Source organism: Promicromonospora sp. NPDC059942, assembly GCF_042731755.1.
In the GTDB taxonomy this organism is placed as follows: domain Bacteria; phylum Actinomycetota; class Actinomycetes; order Actinomycetales; family Cellulomonadaceae; genus Promicromonospora.
The window spans coordinates 22,991-38,068 of sequence record NZ_JBHWLR010000033.1 but is presented as its reverse complement, the minus strand read 5'-3'; the positions used below and the strand labels follow the sequence as shown (position 1 = coordinate 38,068).

Below are 15,078 nucleotides of genomic sequence, written 5' to 3'. Positions count from 1 at the left end.
AGAACTGGGACGTTCCCGATTTCTGGAAGGGACAGGCCGGGGATCCCCACACCCGGGAGAGAAACCGGGACTCTGGCAGGCGGACACCCCGTCGACTTGGGCGACGGGGTGCACGCCTTCTTCACGTCCAGCGCGGGCGGCGTGTCGCCCGCCCCGTGGGCGGCGGCGGACGGCGGCGGTGGTCTCAACCTGGGCCTGAACGTGTCCGACGACGACGCGCGGGTCGCGGTCAACAGGTCCCGTGCCGCCGAGCGCCTCGGCGCACCGGTCGCGTTCGCCACCCAGGTGCACGGCGACGTCGTGCTGGAGCTCGGCGCTGCCGAGCGCGCGCTGTGGGCCGCGCCCAGGCCGCCGGCCTCGGCGGGGGAGGGTGACGCGCTCGTCACCGCTGAGCGCGGACTGGGCCTCGGGGTGCTGGTCGCGGACTGCGTCCCGGTGCTGCTCGCCGACCCGGTGGCCCGGGTGGTCGCCGTCGCGCACGCCGGGCGCAAGGGGGTGCTGGCCGGCGTGGTGCACCGGGCCCTGGACTCGCTGGTCGCTCTGGGTGCGGATCCCGCGCGCGTGCGCGCCGCCGTCGGGCCAGCGGTCTGCGGGCGGTGCTACGAGGTGCCCGCCGCGATGCGCGACGAGGTGGCCGCCGCCGTGCCGGAGACGTTCGCGACCACGAGCGACGGCACGCCGGGCCTCGACCTGCCGGCCGGGGTAGCCGCGCAGCTCGCCTCCCGGGGGGTGGCGGTGACGCGGGTCGAACGCTGCACGCTGGAGGACCCCGAGCTGTTCTCGCACCGCCGGGCGAGCGTGACCGGTGTCACGACCGGCCGTCAGGCGGGCGTCGTGGCGCTGTTCTGAGCCGCTGTGGCGGATTTCCGCCAGATCCGCGACACGCCGATAACAGTGCCCTGACCTGCGAAATCACACGGATGTCGTTTTTAGCGAGCAATCGCTGAACAACTTTGGCAAAGTTGTTCGTGGCACGGCGTGTCGCACTTCCGGGTCGGATTGCGCCGGGCTACTTTTGTCAAGACGACCTCGGTCGGAGGTCAAGGTCGGACCTGTTGTACGGGCCCGCTGGGACACAGACAGAAGGACGCACAGCAGGCGACGAACGGAGAGTGAGCGATGGCCGGAGCGCTTCGCAAGACCATGCTGTATCTGGGCCTCGCCGACGATCAGGGCGAGCAGGAGTACCTCGACGAGTACGACGAGGGCCTGGAGGAGAACGTGGAGGACCACCGACACGCGCAGGTCACGCCGCTGCACCGCGATGGCGTGCCCCACCAGGCGCTCTCCACCGGGGAGCTGCGCCGCATCACGACCGTGCACCCGCGCTCGTACAACGACGCACGGAGCATCGGCGAGGCTTTCCGCGCCGGCACTCCCGTCATCATGAACCTCTCCGACATGGACGACGCCGACGCCAAGCGCCTGGTCGACTTCTCGGCCGGCCTCATCTTCGGTCTGCACGGCTCGATCGAGCGGGTGACCAACAAGGTCTTCCTGCTCTCTCCCGAGCACGTGGAGATCGCGGCCGAGGAGCACGTCGCCCCCGAGAAGCCGAACGGACGCGGCGGCTTCTACAACCAGAGCTGATCACCACGAGACCTGAGCGGGGGGCGGTCGCCACACGGCGAACGTCCCCCGCTCACGTCTGTCCCCACACCGCATCCGGGCAGGTTCATGGGATCCGGGGTTCGAACACGTTAGGTTGTGCGTGTGGCTCTTATCCTGCAGTTCATCGGCTTCCTGCTGTGGCTCTTCATCCTGTTCCTCATCGGCCGGCTGATCTTCGACTGGGTGCAGTTCTTTGCCCGGGACTGGCGGCCGCGTGGTGTTCTGCTCGTGGTCGCCGAGGCGGTCTACACGGTCACGGACCCGCCCCTGCGGTTCCTGCGCCGGCTGATCCCGCCGCTGCGGCTGGGCCAGATCCAGCTCGACCTGGCCTTCATTGTCCTGTTCTTCGGCGTCTCGATCCTTTCCCAGCTCGTCGGTTCCTGGGCCGCGAGGATCTGACGTCACCGGAAAAGTGTTGGAGATGTGCCGGTTCTCGTCGGGCCGGCGCACGATTCATCGAGGTGAGGCACAAGAACATTGACCGATGCATGGATCCGGGCTGGGGTGACACGGCACACTCTGTGAGGAAATCGTGCCCGGGGGTGCTCCCGGTGTCCCGGGCCGATGTCGTCCGCTACCGTGGGCTTCGGCGAAGGGCGCGCGGCTTGCTAGCGCCGACGTCCGAGTTCAGCGTTCCTACGTTCTAACTTTCGAGGTGACACGATGGCACTGCTTACAGCAGAGGACATCCTCAACAAGAAGTTCTCCGCGACGAAGTTCCGCGAGGGCTACGACGTCGAGGAGGTCGACGACTTCCTCGACGAGGTCGTGCGGACGCTGACCAACGTCCAGGAGGAGAACGAAGGCCTGCGGCAGAAGGTCGCGGCCGCCGAGCGGCGCATCGCGGAGCTGTCGCGCAGCGACGCCGCCGCCCCCGCCCGTGCGCAGGCCGCGCCGGTCGCGGCGCCCGTCATGCCGACCGGCCCCGCCGGTCCCAAGGGCAACGGCCCGGAGCCCGAGTCGGCGACCGGCATGCTCCAGCTGGCCCAGAAGCTGCACGACGACTACGTGCGCTCCGGCCAGGAGGAGGGCGACCGCCTCATCACGGAGGCCAAGACCGAGGGGGCGCGCATCGTGCGCGACGCCGAGGAGACGTCGCACCGCACGCTGTCGCAGCTCGAGCAGGAGCGTTCGCTGCTGGAGCGCAAGATCGACGAGCTGCGCCTGTTCGAGCGCGACTACCGCACCCGCCTGAAGAGCTTCCTGCAGAACCTGCTGGGCGACCTGGACGCGCGGGGCTCGGCCCTGCCGCCGCGGAACAACCAGCAGTCCGGCCGGCCGGCCGAGATGGCCCAGGGCATCTGACGGCGATCTGACAGCAGAGCACCGCTCGACACGCACGGCGGCCCGGACGTCCCCACCTCACGTCCGGCCGCCGTGCGAGTTGTGCGGCACACGCTCATCATGGGGGCGCGCCACACCGGCGCGCCCCGTTGTGCGTCTGGCCGCTTGTGCTTACGCTTCGTGCACTTGACCACCGGGGGCGACCGCGAAGGGGAACCCATGACCAAGATCTCGACTGCGACGCGAGCGGCGATCAAGCAGGAGTTCCCGAACCTGACACGAGACGTGAAGAAGTTTCCCGTCCGCGACGGCGAAGAACCCTGGACCGTCCGTGAGGCCGAGGAGCTGGCTGCGCTGCTCCTCGAGGACAAGGAGCGGCTGGAGCGCGAGCTCCATGTCGCCGACCGTGAGCTGTCGGACCTGCTGCGCAACTCGGGCGACGGGGCCGGCGACGACCAGGCCGACTACGGCTCGAGCGCCCTGGAGCGCGAGCAGGAGCTGACGCTCGTCAACAACATGCGCGACCTCCTGGACCAGACGAACCACGCCCTGGGCCGGATCCGGAAGGGCACCTACGCCACGTGCGAGCTCACGGACCTGCCGATCGGCAAGGCGCGGCTGCAGGCGTTCCCGAGGGCCACTCTCTCGGTCGAGGCGAAGGCGCGCGAGGAGCGCCGCGGCGCCTGAGCGGCCGGCGTGACGAGGTCGTCACGCCGGAGCTCGCACCGGGGTCTCGCACTCGATATCAACGCTGTGATGTCTGAGTTACGTGCATACCTCATGCATTGCCATGGAGTTCGATCCTGGAATGTCGTTTTTCGTTCTCCGGGCACCCCGTGCGGCACGTCACGTTCCGATTGACAGGGTGAATTTCACCCCGGATGCTCGTCCAGGTGAATCACACACGTGTGGTTCACCGCTATTTCGACGGACGCTATTCGAGGGGGAAAACACAATGATCCGAGGATTCCGTGCAACGTGTCGTGCGGGTGCGGCCGTGGCCATGTCGGCCGGTCTGGTCGTCGCCGCGGCGACGGGCGCCAGCGCACTGACCCAGGGCGACTCGCCCGAGGCGCACGTGATCAGCTCGGCCGAGACCAGCGAGGTGCTCGGCGGGATCGACGGTGCCGTCGGCGTCGTCGGCGCCGACGGTGCGCTGGACGTGCTCGGTGCGACCCAGAACGCGGAGCTCCCCGAGGGGATCGACGGCGTGATGGTCCCCGAGGAGGTCGCCACGGCTGGTGACGTCGTCGAGATCGGTGGCGACGGCAGCTTCAACGCGCTGAACAACGTGTGCGTCGCCCCCTGGTACTGGGAGGGCCCGGGCAACGTGGGCAGCACCGCGAACCTGACCGACTACATGGCCTGCGACGACGGCGACGCCGTCATCGGTGGCGACGGCTCGGTCAACGTCCTGAACAACGTGTGCGTCGCGCCGTGGCACTGGGACGGCCCGCTGAACCTGTTCCAGACCGGCAACGTGACCGGCTACGCCGCTTGCTGACGTTCTGACGTCAATTGACTGTCACCGTGCGGTGACGCGGTGATGTCGCATCAGGCGAGGCCCTTTCCCGGAATCCCGGGAAAGGGCCTCGCTGCTTTTTTGTGCTGTCCTTGTGTATTTGCTGATCTTTGTCCATAGGCTCCGTTTTCCGGGGCGCGCGCCGCGTGGTGTTTCCGTGTCCGTCCGCGGTTCTCCGGCGCGGCGCCGGACGCTGGGTCGGGCAGGGCTCGCGGCATGGGAGACTTTGCCTGATGTCTACTCCCGCTGAACCCTCCGCCGTGGCCGGCGACGAGACGAGTCCCGCAGCCACGCCCTCGCCGTCCGGCAGCCGTGTGCTCGTTGCCTGGACCGGCGTGCTCGCGGCCCTCGTCCTGGCCGCCGACCAGCTCACGAAGTGGTGGGCCGAGTCCGCGCTGACGCCGAACGCCGAGCCGATCCCGCTCGTGGGTGACCTGCTCGGCCTGCGCCTCATCTACAACCCGGGCGCCGCGCTGTCGATCGCCTCGGGCTACACCTGGATCCTGACCATCGTCGTGACGGTCGTCGTGATCTTCATCGTCCGGGCGATCGGTCGCCTCGGGTCGCGGGGCTGGGCCGTCGCGCTCGGCCTGCTGCTCGGTGGCGCCGTCGGCAACCTCATCGACCGCCTGGCGCGTGAACCCGGGTTCGCGCGCGGGCACGTCGTGGACTTCATCGACTACGCCGGCTTCTTCGTGGGCAACGTGGCCGACATCGCCGTCGTCGCCGCGGCCGTGCTGATCGCGCTGCTCTCCCTGCGGGGGATCGGCCTGGACGGCAAGCGGCACACGGGCGACGAGGGTGGCGAGGCACCGGCGGACGAGGCCGAGGACGCCTCGGTGGACTCGGCGGACAAGGCGGCGGGCGAGCCGTCCGGGACGCCCGACCCGAAGCCGGCGGGCGAGCAGGGCGACCCCGCCTGATGGCGCTGCGCACCCTGCCCGTCCCCGACGGGCTCGCCGGCGACCGCGTCGACGCGGCGCTGGCCCGCATGCTCGGCTTCTCGCGGACGCGCGCCGCGGAGCTCGCCGAGGCGGGTGCCGTCTCGCTCGACGGCCGCCAGGTGGGCAAGTCGGACCGCGTGGTCGCGGGCGGCTGGCTCGAGGTGGACATGCCGGAGGAGCGGCCCGCCGTCGAGGTCGTGGCGGAGCCCGTGCCCGGCATGGGCATCGTGTACGACGACGACGACCTGGTCGTGATCGACAAGCCCGTCGGCGTGGCTGCGCACCCGTCGCCCGGGTGGACCGGACCCACCGTGGTCGGGGCCCTGATCGCCGCGGGGTACCGCGTCTCGACGTCGGGCGCGGCGGAGCGGCAGGGGATCGTGCACCGGCTCGACGTCGGCACCTCGGGGCTCATGGTCGTGGCGAAGTCGGAGGTCGCGTACACGGGCCTCAAGCGCGCCTTCAAGGAGCGCACGGTCGACAAGGTCTACCACGCGCTCGCCCAAGGTCACCCCGACCCGACGTCGGGCACGATCGACGCGCCGATCGGCCGGCACCCCAGCTCGGACTGGAAGTTCGCCGTGACGGCGGACGGCAAGCCGTCGGTGACGCACTACGAGACGCTGGAGATGCTGTCCGCGGCCTCGCTGCTGGAAGTGCACCTGGAGACCGGGCGCACCCACCAGATCCGGGTGCACTTCGCGGCGCTGCGCCACCCGCTCGTGGGCGACCTGACCTACGGTGCCGACCCGGTGCTGGCCTCCAAGGTGGGGCTGACCCGGCAGTGGCTGCATGCGCACCGGCTGGGTTTCGAGCACCCCGTGACCGGCCGCTGGGTAGAGGTGGAGTCGCCGTACCCGGCCGACCTGGAGGCCGCGCTCGACGTGGTGCGGGGCGCGTACAAGTAGCCGCGAACGCGGCCCTCGGCGACCCGGTCTGAGAGTGACGCGGAACGCCGTCAGATCTGCCGAGGAGTGTCGGTGGTGCGGCATAGGATCGACGTCATGCCCACCGCCACCGCTTCGAAGAGCGACGACTTCGTCCACCTCCACGTGCACACCGAGTTCTCGATGCTGGACGGCGCGGCGAGAATCGGCGACCTCATGGAGGAGGTCGCGCGGCAGGGGCAGCACGCCATCGCGACGACCGACCACGGGTACCTGTTCGGCGCGCACGAGTTCTGGGCGCAGGCGCAGAAGGCGGGCATCAAGCCGATCATCGGCGTCGAGGCGTACATCACGCCGGGCACCAGCCGGTTCGACCAGACGCGGGTGCGCTACGGCGAGGCGGGCCAGGAGTCGGACGACGTCTCGGCGCGCGGTGCCTACACGCACATGACGCTGCTGAGCAAGAACAACACCGGCATGCACAACCTGTTCCGGGCGTCCTCCCTGGCCTCCCTGGAGGGCCAGATGGGCAAGTGGCCCCGCATGGACCGGGACCTGCTGGAGCGGTACTCGGACGGGCTCATCGCGACGACCGGCTGCCCGTCGGGCGAGATCCAGACGCGGCTGCGGCTGGGCCAGTGGGACGAGGCGGTCCGGCAGGCCGGCGAGCTGCAGGAGATCTTCGGCAAGGAGAACTACTACGTCGAGCTGATGGACCACGGGCTCGACATCGAGACCCGGGTGACCAAGGAGCTCCTCGAGCTGTCCAAGGTCATCGGCGCCAAGCTCGTGGCCACGAACGACCTGCACTACGTGCGCGAGGAGGACTCGACCAGCCAGGAGGCGCTGCTGGCGATCAACTCCGGCTCCACGCTGGACGACCCGAACCGCTTCAAGTTCGACGGCTCCGGCTACTACGTGAAGTCCGCGGCCGAGATGCGCAAGGTCTTCAAGGAGCTGCCCGAGGCCTGCGACAACACGCTGCTCATCGCCGAGCAGTGCGAGGTCTCGTTCGACACCTCGGCCAACTACATGCCGCGCTTCCCCGTGCCGGACGGCGAGGACGAGATCTCCTGGTTCATCAAGGAGGTCGAGGCGGGCCTGCTGCGACGCTACCCGAACGGCTACTCGGACGCGGTGCGCAAGCAGGCCGACAAGGAAGTCGAGATCATCATCCAGATGGGCTTCCCGGGGTACTTCCTCGTGGTCGCCGACTTCATCAACTGGTCCAAGGACCAGGGCATCCGGGTGGGGCCGGGGCGCGGGTCGGCCGCCGGGTCGATGGTGTCCTACCTGATGGGCATCACCGAGCTGGACCCGCTGGAGCACGGCCTCATCTTCGAGCGCTTCCTCAACCCGGAGCGCGTCTCCATGCCCGACGTCGACGTCGACTTCGACGAGCGTCGGCGCGGTGAGGCCATCCGGTACGTCACGGAGAAGTACGGCGACGACCGCGTGGCCCAGATCGTCACCTACGGCACCATCAAGGCCAAGCAGGCCCTCAAGGACTCCGCTCGGCTGCTCGGCATGCCGTACGCCATGGGGGAGAAGCTCACCAAGGCCATGCCGCCCGCCGTCATGGGCAAGGACATCTCCCTGAGCGGCATCTTCGACCCGAAGGACAAGCGGTACTCGGAGGCGGCGGAGTTCCGCCAGGTGCACGAGGCCGACCCCGAGGCCCAGCGCGTGGTCGAGCTCGCGCGCGGTATCGAGGGCCTGAAGCGCCAGTGGGGCGTGCACGCGGCCGGCGTCATCATGTCCAGCGAGCCGCTGATCGACATCATCCCGATCATGAAGCGCCCGCAGGACGGCGCGGTCATCACGCAGTTCGACTACCCGACGTCCGAGGGCCTCGGCCTGATCAAGATGGACTTCCTGGGTCTGCGCAACCTCACGATCCTCGACGACGCGCTCGAGAACATCGTGATGAACGGCAAGGACCCGATCGACATCGAGAAGGTGGCGCTCGACGACAAGGCCACCTACGACCTGCTCGCCAGCGGCAACACGCTCGGCGTGTTCCAGCTCGACGGCGGCGCCATGCGTGCGCTGCTGCGGCAGATGCGGCCCGACAACTTCGAGGACGTCTCCGCCGTCATCGCCCTGTACCGGCCGGGGCCGATGGGCATGAACTCGCACATCAACTACGCGCTGCGCAAGAACGGCCAGCAGCAGATCGAGGCGATCCACTCCGAGGTCGTCGAGCCGTTCGCGGAGATCCTCGACGAGACCTTCGGCCTGATCGTCTACCAGGAGCAGGTGCAGCGCGCCGCCCAGATCATGGCCGGCTACTCGCTCGGCCAGGCCGACCTGCTGCGCCGCGCCATGGGCAAGAAGAAGCCCGAGGTGCTGGCCAAGGAGTACGTCAACTTCGAGAAGGGCGCCAAGGAGAAGGGCTACAGCGCCGGAGCGATCAAGGCGGTCTGGGACACCCTGGTCCCGTTCGCCGGCTACGCCTTCAACAAGGCGCACTCCGCCGGCTACGGCCTCGTCGCCTACTGGACCGCGTACCTCAAGGCGAACTACCCCGCGGAGTACATGGCCGGCCTGCTGCAGTCGGTGGGTGACAACAAGGACAAGATGGCGCTCTACCTCAACGAGTGCCGTCGCATGGGCATCACGGTGCTCCCGCCGGACGTCAACGAGTCCGCGGCCAAGTTCACGGCCGTCGGCGGCGACATCCGGTTCGGGCTCACCGGTGTGCGGAACGTGGGCCGCAACGTCGTGGACGCGATCGTCGAGGCCCGCGAGGAGAAGAGCACCTACACGTCCTTCCAGGACTTCCTGGACAAGGTTCCGGCGCCCGTCTGCAACAAGCGCACCATCGAGTCGCTCATCAAGGCCGGCGCCTTCGACTCGCTCGGCCACACGCGGCGCTCGCTGCTCGTGATCCACGAGCAGGCCGTCGACTCCGTGATCGGCGTGAAGCGCAAGGAGGCCGAGGGCCAGTTCGACCTCTTCGCCGACTTCGGCGGTGGCGGCGACGACGAGGGCATGGGCTTCTCCGTCGACGTGCCCGACCTGCCGGACTGGGAGAAGAAGCAGAAGCTGCAGTTCGAGCGCGAGATGCTCGGCCTGTACGTCAGCGACCACCCGCTGTCCGGGCTGGAGCACGTGCTCCAGCGGGCGGCCGACACCTCGGTCGCCTCGCTGCTCGCCGACGAGAGCAGGCCGGACGGCTCGGTGGTGACCGTGGCGGGTCTGCTCACCTCCGTGCAGCGCAAGATGAGCAAGAACGGCAACCCGTGGGCGGCCGTGACCGTCGAGGACCTGGAGGGTGCCGTCGAGGTCATGTTCTTCGGCGAGACCTATCTTGCCTACTCGACGATGCTGGCCGAGGACCAGGTGGTCGTGCTGCGCGGCAGGGTGCGACGCCGTGACGAGTCCATGCAGCTGCAGGCCATGGAGGTGGCACTGCCGGACATCACGGCGAGCTCCGACTCGCCGTTGTCCGTGACCATGCCGCACACGCGCGCGATCGAGTCGGTCGTGGTCCGGCTGCGCGAGGTGCTCGCCACGCACCCCGGGTCCGCGGAGGTGCACATCGCCGTGGCAGAGCCCGGCAAGCGGACCGTGGTGCGCGCCGCCGACAGCCTGCGGGTGGAGAAGTCGCCCGCTCTGTTCGGCGACCTCAAGGCGCTGCTCGGCCAGGGCTGCCTCTCGTGACCGAGGCCCCCGGCGCGGCGCCGGCCGGGACCGACCGTTACGACGAGCGCGACCACGAGCGGTTCGCGCTGGTGGCCGCGGCCTACCTCTTCTTCCGGCGAGAGGGGCAGGTGCTGCTCCAGCTCCGGCAGGGCACCGGCTACCGCGACGGCTACTGGGCCTGCGCGGCTGCCGGCCACGTCGAGGAGGGCGAGTCGGTGATCGAGACCGCCGTGCGCGAGGCCCGCGAGGAGCTCGGCGTCGAGGTCGCGCCCGAGGACGTCCGGCCGCTCACCGTGCTGCACCGCGGCGAGCCGGGCGGGCCCGCGATCGAGCAGCGCGTCGACTTCATGTTCGAGGTGACCCGCTGGACCGGGACGCCGTCGATCCAGGAGCCCGACAAGGCCGCCGACCTGGCCTGGTTCCCGTTCGTGGGGCTGCCGGACCCGGTCGTGCCGCACGAGCTGGCGGTGCTGCGCGCGGTCCACGACGCGGGCCGCCACGGCACGGACATGCCGCGCCTGATGACGTTCGGCTTCTGACCTTCGCCCCACATGTCAGACGCTCAGGTCACCGGGGTGACCTGAGCGTCTGACACATCACGGGTGGGCTTGGGCTACGTCAGCAGGTGCCCACCTTCTGCCACGGGCCCCACGGGATGCCCGGCTCCTGGTTGCGGGTCCAGTACTTGGCCCGCCAGAGCTTGCCCTCGTGCTCGACGGTCTCGCCGCCCGTGTAGATCCACGAGTTCGTCCAGGCCTGGTACGTCTCGTCGCCGCAGACGACGTCCGCCCCGACCTCGGCCCACGGACCCCACGGCGTGGCGCCCGGCTTCTGGCCCTTGGTCCACCACTGGGCGACCCACACGGAGCCGTCGTGGAGGACCTCGTCACCAGCGGTGTAGATCGCCTTGCGGTCCCAGGCGGGGATGTCCGGCACCCCCGTCACGTCGACGTCGACCGACGTCACGGCCGGCTCGTCGAACGGGTTGTCGGTGACGTGCTCGGCGGCGTTGGTGTACGTGCCCGTGACTGCGTCAGGGGCCACCGTGACCTCGTACGACAGGGCGACCGGGTCGAGATCCGGTGCCACGTAGTCGAGGCAGACCGACCCGCCCTCGGTCAGGGCGGACGACGGGTCGCCCGCGTTCACGACGGCGGTGCCGAGCGTGCCCGCGAGGTTCTCGATCCCGATCGTCGCGGTCTCGGGCAGGGCGCCCAGGTCGCCGTACTCGAAGGTGATCTCCGGACGGTCGTCCGACACGGACTTGTAGATCCAGGTCTGGAACGTGCCCACGGAGTTGGACAGGTCCGTCGGGTCACCGCCGAACTCGAACGGGTCGTCCCACTGAACCACCGCGGCCTCGCCGTCGGGTGTGGCCGCGATCCGGACACCGCGGTCGTTCGCCAGCGACAGCGACAGGTCCGACCAGAGCGGCGCGATGACCCCGCTCGGCGCTGCCGCGCTGGGCAGCTCCTGCGGCTCCCACGGGCGTCCGGCGTATCCGCCGGTGATCGTGATCAGGCCGTCGTCGGAGACAACCAGGCCCGGCGACTGCTGGTCGTAGTGCGAGAACGGGCCGATCTCGGCGAGCGTGTTCACGGCAACGGTGTCGCCGTCGAGTTCGCTGAACGGGATGCCGGCACCGTTGTTGACGGTGGCCAGGTCCTGGAACCCGGCCCACGCCGCACACTGCGGCTCGGACGCCGGCGTCGACGCCACGTACGAGCCCACCGCGCCCACCTGCGTGGGCACGTCGACCTCCCACGTGATCGTCTGCCCGTCGACGACGCCGTCACCGGTCACCGACGCCTCGTCGATGCTCAGCCCGTCCGGCACCGTGTCGGTGACCGTGTAGGTGAGGTCCTCGGGGGTCACGTTGGGCTGGACGGTGATGTCGTACCCGATGGTGTCGCCGATCCCGGCGGCCTCCACCGACGCCGTCTTGGTCACGTCGTCGGCCACGCGGGAGATACGGACCGGGATCTCGCCGATGTCGCCCGGGCTGTCGGGCGACGAGCCGAGCACCGCGGTGCCGAAGAACACGTCGCCCGCGGCGGCCGTGGGCAGGTTCCAGTGCAGCCGCACGTCGTACGGCTCGCCCACCGGCACCTCACCGTCGGGTCCGGCCACCCCGGCGTTGCCGAGGTCCTCGGTCGGGACGACGGCGGTCGCCAGCGTGTGCGCGTCGGGCTGGTCGCCGGTGCCGGTCCAGTTCTGGACCAGCACCCACCAGGTCCCGGCCTCCGGGTCGGGGATGTCGCACGCCTCGGCGGCGGACGACGTCGTGGAGGCGCAGACCTGCGTCGCCGGGCTCGGCGTGTCACCGGTGCCGACGAACATGTCGAGGTCGGGCGCCTCGGCGGCGGTGATCTCGGCCACGAGCCGCGCGGCGCCGTCGGGCACCTCCAGCGTGGTGACCTCGACCTGGCTCAGGTCGTCGAACGCGTCGCTGTTGGTCGGGTCCTGGCTGAGGGATGCCTCGTGCAGGTCCGCCTCGACGAGACCCTTCACCGAGCCGGTGAAGTCGCTGACCGCGATGGACTTCAGGCCGGTCACGGCCTGCGAGCCGGTGTCCCGGCGCGTGGTGACGTCGATCTCGCTCGGCAGGATCGCGCCGGACGGGACGACGGCGACCGGCAGGGTCACGGCCGGCACGTTCTCGTCGCTCGGGGTGAGCGTGATGCGCCCGAACAGCGTCTCGCCGTCGGGGGCGCCGTCGACGTCCGCGGTGACCGAGATGCCGAGCGAGTCGCCGGGGGACACGGTGTCCGCCGACAGATCGACGGCGAGCGACAGCCCCTCGTCGGAGACAGCGGACGCCGTCCACGTGACGCCGGCCGGGGCCGACGGCGGCGCGACCGCCGTCCGCTCCCAGGAGCAGGTGGCGAGGCACTGGGTGTCGGCGAAGGACGGCAGGTTGAGCGTGCTCGGGTCGCCGCCCTGCTCCGGGTCGGCGGCCAGGTAGTTCGCGCCGGTCTCGTCGAACAGCAGGCCCGCCTGGACGGCGGCCCCGATGTCCATGTGGCCGCTGCCCTGCTCGTACGGCGTGGCGGGCGAGCCGTCGAAGTCCTTGACGCCTGTGCGCGCCGTGGTCATGAGCGCCGACTGCTGCTGGGCCGGGGTCCACTCCGGACGGGCCTGCGTGAGCAGGGCGCCCGCTCCGGCCACGTGCGGGCTCGACATCGAGGTGCCCGAGATGATGCCGTACTCGACGTGGTCGTACGCGCCGTCGGCCACGCCGTACGCGGCGAGGATGTCGACGCCCGGGGCGGTGATGGACGGCACGATCGTGTCGACGGCCCGGTTGGGGCCGCGCGAGGAGAAGCTGGACATGGTGTCGCCCAGCGCGTCGTCCGTGATGAAGGTGGTGCCGGCGATCGTGCCGGTGTGGTCCGAACCGTCGGCCAGCCAGGCCCGCAGGGTCTCGCCGTCGGCGTAGCTGATGGCGACACCCGGGACGGCGAACGCGTCACCAAGCAGCGAGCCGCCGTTGACCTGGTCGTTCGTCAGGACAAAGCCGGTGGCGCCCTGCGCCGCGACGTTGGCGGACTTCTCCACGCGGCCGTTGCCGCCACGGGCGCAGACCACGATCTTGTCGGCGTAGTCCGCCTCGTGGCCCGTGGTCGTGGTGCACTGCGGGTCGCCCACGGAGGCCGCGTCGACGATCCCGGTCGCGGGCAGCGGGCCGGTCAGGGACTTGCCCCTGAGGTCGGCCAGGTCACCCGCGCTGCTGGTCAGGTCGCCCAGGGTGTTGAGCATGTGCCGGTTGTGCGTCGAGGCGCCCACCGACGTGATCCAGGGGGCGTCGGCGGGGGAGCCCGTCGTGGCGAACCCGGGGCCATCGTTGCCGTTGGAGGTGGCCACGAAGATGCCCGCGGCGCGCGCGTTGAGGAAGCCGAGCGCGTCGAAGTCGTTCCACAGGTCCGACGGCGACGAGGAGCCGATGGAGTAGTTGATGACGTCGACGCCGTCGGCGATGGCCTGGTCGATCGAGGCCGTCAGGCCCGCGGTGGTGCAGCAGCCGCGGTAGCTGATCACGTTGGCGTGCGGGGCGACGCCCGAGACGTCGAACGTCGGCGGGTTCGTGCCCTCCGGCGCCGTCGGCGTCACGTCGTCGACCACGTTGCCGCCCGAGGTGGAGGCGGTGTGCGAACCGTGGCCGTCCTCGTCCAGCGCACTGCGGTCGGCGGCGCTCAGGAACCCGTAGGCGCCGATGAGCTTGCCGTTGCAGGGGAAGTCGGGGTCGTACTGGTCGGTGTTCGCCGGGTCGCAGACACCCAGGTAGTTGCCCGCGCCGAGCGGGTTGGTGTGCGTGTAGCCGTCGTCGCCGGTCTCGGCGAACGAGGGGCTGGAGGGGTGGATGCCGGTGTCGATGGTGCCGATCACGACACCCTCGCCCTTGTAGTTCTCCGGCAGGTCGAGCTCCTCGACGGCGTTCCACAGCGCGTCGGCGTTGCTCCACGCCGGGCCGGCGTCCGTGTGCAGCTCGTGCTCCTTGTCGAGCGAGATGTACGCGACGGCCGGGTCCTTGGCGACCTCCGCGGCCTCCTGCGGCGTCAGGACGGCGGACAGGCCGTTGGCGGCGTACTGGTACGTGAACGGCACGTCGACGTCGTGGCCGACCTTCCGCTCCATGCGGGTGACGAAGTCGTCCTGCTCCGCCTCCAGGAACTCCGTGTACTCCCGCACCCGGGTGGTCGACGGGTCGAGCGTCCGGCCCGCGCGGGGTGCCGTGGCGGCCAGCCCCTCGACGCCACCGGTGTAGGTGGGCACCGCGGCCTCGGCCAGGCGGATGAGGTAGGTGCGCTCCGCCTTGCCGCGCCCGAGGGCGAACTTCTGGATGCCGGCGTCCCGCTCGACCCCGGCCTGCGCGGTGGTCTCCGCCGGCACCAGGTCCTCGGCGAGGAGGTCGCGGGGACCGACCTTGTCGGTGGACGGCGGCGCCACGGGCAGCACGGCGGCTGCCGCGGGCGTGAACGCCGCCGCTAGAGCCGTGACCGCGGCCACGGCGAGCAGGGGCGTTCTGGACCTGTATGACATGGAGGCTCCCTCGGTACGGCAGCGATGGAACGAGCAACGTGCAGGTGTGCGACATTCCTCGCTTACCGCGCAGTGCCATGTCAATGCTTCTGTACAGGATTCACCCAGTCACAGATCAGGAGGGTGCGCGGTCGAGACGTCG

11 protein-coding genes are annotated in these 15,078 nt (G+C 70.1%); 10 read left to right on the top strand and 1 reads right to left on the bottom strand.

Annotation, left to right across the window (positions count from 1 at the left end; genetic code table 11):
* The first annotated feature begins 96 nt into the window (after positions 1 to 96).
* The 10 genes from pgeF (at position 97) to ACFV9Q_RS28035 (ending at position 10,435) form a co-directional block, all read left to right on the top strand.
* Positions 97 to 849 carry a peptidoglycan editing factor PgeF gene (gene pgeF / locus ACFV9Q_RS28080; protein ID WP_377237125.1) on the top strand — a complete coding sequence of 251 codons (753 nt, stop codon included), beginning with the start codon at positions 97 to 99 and terminating at the stop codon, positions 847 to 849.
* Between the two features lie 270 nt (positions 850 to 1,119).
* Positions 1,120 to 1,590, top strand: a complete 471-nt coding sequence (locus tag ACFV9Q_RS28075) for a cell division protein SepF (protein WP_377232478.1) — start codon at positions 1,120 to 1,122, stop codon at positions 1,588 to 1,590.
* Between the two features lie 123 nt (positions 1,591 to 1,713).
* Positions 1,714 to 2,010, top strand: a complete 297-nt coding sequence (locus ACFV9Q_RS28070) for a YggT family protein (RefSeq protein ID WP_377232477.1) — start codon at positions 1,714 to 1,716, stop codon at positions 2,008 to 2,010.
* Positions 2,011 to 2,274: 264 nt separating this feature from the next.
* Complete coding sequence (locus tag ACFV9Q_RS28065) at positions 2,275 to 2,916, top strand: DivIVA domain-containing protein (RefSeq protein WP_020016671.1); 642 nt, start codon at positions 2,275 to 2,277, stop codon at positions 2,914 to 2,916.
* A 198-nt stretch (positions 2,917 to 3,114) separates the two neighbouring features.
* The gene (locus ACFV9Q_RS28060) at positions 3,115 to 3,582 is read left to right on the top strand and encodes a TraR/DksA C4-type zinc finger protein (protein WP_020016670.1); all 468 of its coding nucleotides are present in this window, start codon (positions 3,115 to 3,117) and stop codon (positions 3,580 to 3,582) included.
* Between the two features lie 310 nt (positions 3,583 to 3,892).
* The gene (locus ACFV9Q_RS28055; protein WP_377237124.1) at positions 3,893 to 4,399 is read left to right on the top strand and encodes a hypothetical protein; all 507 of its coding nucleotides are present in this window, start codon (positions 3,893 to 3,895) and stop codon (positions 4,397 to 4,399) included.
* 251 nt (positions 4,400 to 4,650) lie between these two features.
* Positions 4,651 to 5,340, top strand: a complete 690-nt coding sequence (locus tag ACFV9Q_RS28050; protein WP_377237123.1) for a signal peptidase II — start codon at positions 4,651 to 4,653, stop codon at positions 5,338 to 5,340.
* Positions 5,340 to 6,269, top strand: coding sequence for an RluA family pseudouridine synthase (locus tag ACFV9Q_RS28045; protein WP_377237122.1), 930 nt, complete (start codon positions 5,340 to 5,342; stop codon positions 6,267 to 6,269). Before ACFV9Q_RS28050 ends, ACFV9Q_RS28045 begins: the two co-directional genes overlap by 1 nt.
* A 96-nt stretch (positions 6,270 to 6,365) precedes the next feature.
* Complete coding sequence (gene dnaE / locus ACFV9Q_RS28040) at positions 6,366 to 9,914, top strand: DNA polymerase III subunit alpha (protein ID WP_377237121.1); 3,549 nt, start codon at positions 6,366 to 6,368, stop codon at positions 9,912 to 9,914.
* On the top strand, positions 9,911 to 10,435 hold the full coding sequence (locus ACFV9Q_RS28035; RefSeq protein ID WP_377237120.1) for an NUDIX domain-containing protein: 525 nt from the start codon (positions 9,911 to 9,913) through the stop codon (positions 10,433 to 10,435). The genes dnaE and ACFV9Q_RS28035 overlap by 4 nt, the downstream gene beginning before the upstream one ends.
* A gap of 79 nt (positions 10,436 to 10,514) precedes the next feature.
* Here the strand turns inward: ACFV9Q_RS28035 and ACFV9Q_RS28030 are convergent, their stop codons facing one another.
* Complete coding sequence (locus ACFV9Q_RS28030) at positions 10,515 to 14,936, bottom strand: S8 family serine peptidase (protein WP_377237119.1); 4,422 nt, start codon at positions 14,934 to 14,936, stop codon at positions 10,515 to 10,517.
* Positions 14,937 to 15,078 lie beyond the last annotated feature (142 nt).

Coding starts and splice junctions, on each gene's coding strand:
- ACFV9Q_RS28075 (WP_377232478.1), top strand. CDS start 1,120: ATGGCCGGAGCGCTTCGCAAGACCATGCTGTATCTGGGCCTCGCCGAC.
- ACFV9Q_RS28065 (WP_020016671.1), top strand. CDS start 2,275: ATGGCACTGCTTACAGCAGAGGACATCCTCAACAAGAAGTTCTCCGCG.
- ACFV9Q_RS28060 (WP_020016670.1), top strand. CDS start 3,115: ATGACCAAGATCTCGACTGCGACGCGAGCGGCGATCAAGCAGGAGTTC.
- ACFV9Q_RS28050 (WP_377237123.1), top strand. CDS start 4,651: ATGTCTACTCCCGCTGAACCCTCCGCCGTGGCCGGCGACGAGACGAGT.
- ACFV9Q_RS28045 (WP_377237122.1), top strand. CDS start 5,340: ATGGCGCTGCGCACCCTGCCCGTCCCCGACGGGCTCGCCGGCGACCGC.
- dnaE (WP_377237121.1), top strand. CDS start 6,366: ATGCCCACCGCCACCGCTTCGAAGAGCGACGACTTCGTCCACCTCCAC.
- ACFV9Q_RS28030 (WP_377237119.1), bottom strand. CDS start 14,936: ATGTCATACAGGTCCAGAACGCCCCTGCTCGCCGTGGCCGCGGTCACG.